The 2,585-nt window shown below is 72.4% G+C and carries 3 protein-coding genes and 1 pseudogene; all 4 read left to right on the top strand.

Annotation, left to right across the window (positions count from 1 at the left end):
* Positions 1–226, top strand: a pseudogene (locus VGH76_RS26605) (dehydrogenase); the annotation flags it as partial.
* Positions 196–594: a 6-carboxytetrahydropterin synthase gene (locus VGH76_RS26610; RefSeq protein ID WP_331559786.1), complete on the top strand. Its 399-nt coding sequence runs from the start codon at positions 196–198 to the stop codon at positions 592–594. The pseudogene VGH76_RS26605 and the gene VGH76_RS26610, both read left to right, overlap by 31 nt.
* Positions 595–623: 29 nt before the next feature.
* The gene (locus VGH76_RS26615; RefSeq protein WP_331559787.1) at positions 624–1,640 is read left to right on the top strand and encodes a glycosyltransferase family 4 protein; all 1,017 of its coding nucleotides are present in this window, start codon (positions 624–626) and stop codon (positions 1,638–1,640) included.
* Between the two features lie 30 nt (positions 1,641–1,670).
* A partial coding sequence (locus VGH76_RS26620; RefSeq protein ID WP_331559788.1) for a lysylphosphatidylglycerol synthase transmembrane domain-containing protein occupies positions 1,671–2,585 on the top strand: 915 nt, incomplete at its 3' end.

Consider the following 2,585-nt stretch of genomic DNA (forward strand, 5'->3'; position numbering starts at 1 on the left):
GGTGGCCCGGCGCGGACGGCGTACCCCGGCCGAGCGGCGCGCGCTCGCGCTGGACCTGCTTCGGGACGCGGCCTTCGACGCGCTGCTCACCGGCGCATCGACGTTCGACGAGCTGCCCGACGTGATGGCCCGACTGTCCGATGGCCGGCTCCGCGCGCTCTGCCACACGCTGACCTACGACGAAGGGTTGGACCGATGTTCAGTGTCACCGTCCGCGACCATGTGATGATCGCGCACAGCCTCCGCGGCGAAGTGTTCGGTCCCGCGCAGCGCCTGCACGGTGCGACGTATGTCGTGGACGCGACCTTCTCCCGGGCCGAGCTCGACTCCGACGACATCGTGGTGGATATCGGCTGGGCCACCGAGGCGCTGCGTGGCGTCCTGGCGGACCTCAACTATCGCAACCTCGACGAGGTGCCGGAGCTGGCGGGGCGCAACACAACCACCGAGGTCCTCGCGAGGCTGATCGCGGACCGGCTCGCCAGCCGTGTCGAGGGCGGCGGGCTCGGGGACTCCGCGAGTGGGCTGGCCCGGATCGCGGTGACCCTGCGCGAGTCGCACATCGCGTGGGCGAGCTACGAAAGGTCGCTGTGAAAAATGTCGTTGTGAACGAGGTGCACGTCGTGGTCCCCGACGGGGTCGACGACCCGCGGCGGCCGAGCGGCGGCAACGTGTACGACCGTCGGGCCTGTCGCGGGCTTGCCGCGCTCGGCTGGTCGGTTCGCGAGCACACCGTGTCCGGCCGGTGGCCCCGGCCCGACGCGCCGGGGCGCGCGGCGGTTGCTGCGGCGCTGGCCCAAATGCCTTCTGGCTCACTGGTTCTCGTCGACGGCCTGGTCGCGTCGGTGGTGCCGGAGCTGCTGGAGCCGGAAGCCGGCCGGCTGCGCCTCGTCGTCCTCTTGCACATGCCGCGGGACGAGCCGCGCGAGGTCGTGGCGCTGTCGGCGGCGTCCGCGATCGTGGTCACGAGCCAGTGGACCCGGCGGTGGCTGAGCGACCACTACGCGCTGCGCGGGAATCGCGTGTACGTCGTGCCGCCCGGCGTCGATGCAGCCGAAGTTGCGGCGGGTACCCCGTCTGGCGGGCGGCTGCTCTGCGTCGGAGGCGTCACCCCGCTCAAGGGCCATGACCTCCTGCTCGACGCATTGGCCACGGTCGACGACCCCGTCTGGCGATGCGTCTGCGTCGGCGCGCTGGACCTCGACCTGGAGTTCGTCGCACGGCTGCGACTGCTGGCCGAGGACAGGGGGCTCGGCGATCGGGTGTGCTTCACCGGCCCGCTCGCGGACGACGAGCTCGACCGTGTGTACGCAGAGGCGGACGCCCTGGTGCTGGCCTCGCGCGCGGAGACTTACGGCATGGTCGTCACCGAGGCGCTTGCCCGCGGGCTTCCGGTCATCGCCGCGGAGGTCGGTGGCGTACCTGAGGCCCTAGGCCAGGCAGCCGACGGCAGCCGGCCCGGCCTGCTGGTCCCGCCCGGCGACCCGCAGACTCTCGGGCAGACGTTGCGTTGCTGGCTCGGTGACCCCCGGGAGCGCGAGCGGCTCCGCGCGGCGGCCCGGTCGCGGCGACAGAGACTCTCGGACTGGGCGCAGACCTCGCGCGAGCTGTCGGCCGTGCTGTCCGAAGTCGCCGGGTGACCGGATGAACCAGCAGCCAGTGACCCCCGTATGACTGACGAGGGATACAACGAGGAGATCGGAGGCACCGCCATCAGCCGAAGCATCTGGACCTGGGCCCGCCTGGCGGGCGGCGCCGCGATCCTCGCCGTCCTGGTCTGGCGGGTTGGCGCCGGCCCATTCGTGGACGGGCTCAGACTGACGACTGCCTGGGCGCTCGCCGCCGCGATGGCGATCACGTCGCTGACCACGTTGTGCTGTGCGTGGCGGTGGAGCCTTGTCGCGGGCGGACTTGGCGTCGATGTACCTCTGCGGACGGCGGTGGGTGCCTACTACCGGTCCCAGTTACTCAACTCCACGCTTCCTGGCGGGGTGATGGGCGACGTGCACCGGGGCGTGCTCCACGGGCGTGCCGTCGGCGATCTGGGGCGGGGGCTGCGGTCGGTCGCGTGGGAGCGTGCGTCGGGGCAGGCCGTGCAGGCGTTGCTGACGGTGGCCGTCCTGCTCCTTCTGCCCCCGCCCGCAGGCTCGCTTCGTGTCGTGGTCGCCTGGGTGGTCGCGGTCGTCGCCGGCGTCGCGCTGGTCGTCGTACTCCTGCGCCTGAACCCAGGGCGCCTTCAGACCCGGATCGCGCGCGCCGTCACCAGCGACCTCCGCGGCTCGGTCCTCTCGAGGCGGGTCTGGCCGGGCATCGTGCTCGCCTCCACCGTCGCCGTGATGGGCCACGTCGCGGTGTTCGTGATCGCGGTGCGGGTGACCGGGATGGAGCTGCCGGTGGGTCGGCTGCTCCCACTTGCACTGGTCGTGCTGCTGGCCTCGGCTGTACCGGCGAACATCGCCGGCTGGGGCCCGCGCGAGGGTGCGGCCGCGTGGGCGTTCGGCGCGGTCGGGCTGAGCGCTGCTGAGGGCGTCACCGTTGCGGTGGTGTACGGCGTGCTCGCGCTCGTCGCCACCCTGCCCGGTGCC

The sequence above is a fragment of the Actinomycetospora sp. genome (assembly GCF_036497585.1).
Classification (GTDB): Bacteria; Actinomycetota; Actinomycetes; order Mycobacteriales; family Pseudonocardiaceae; genus Actinomycetospora.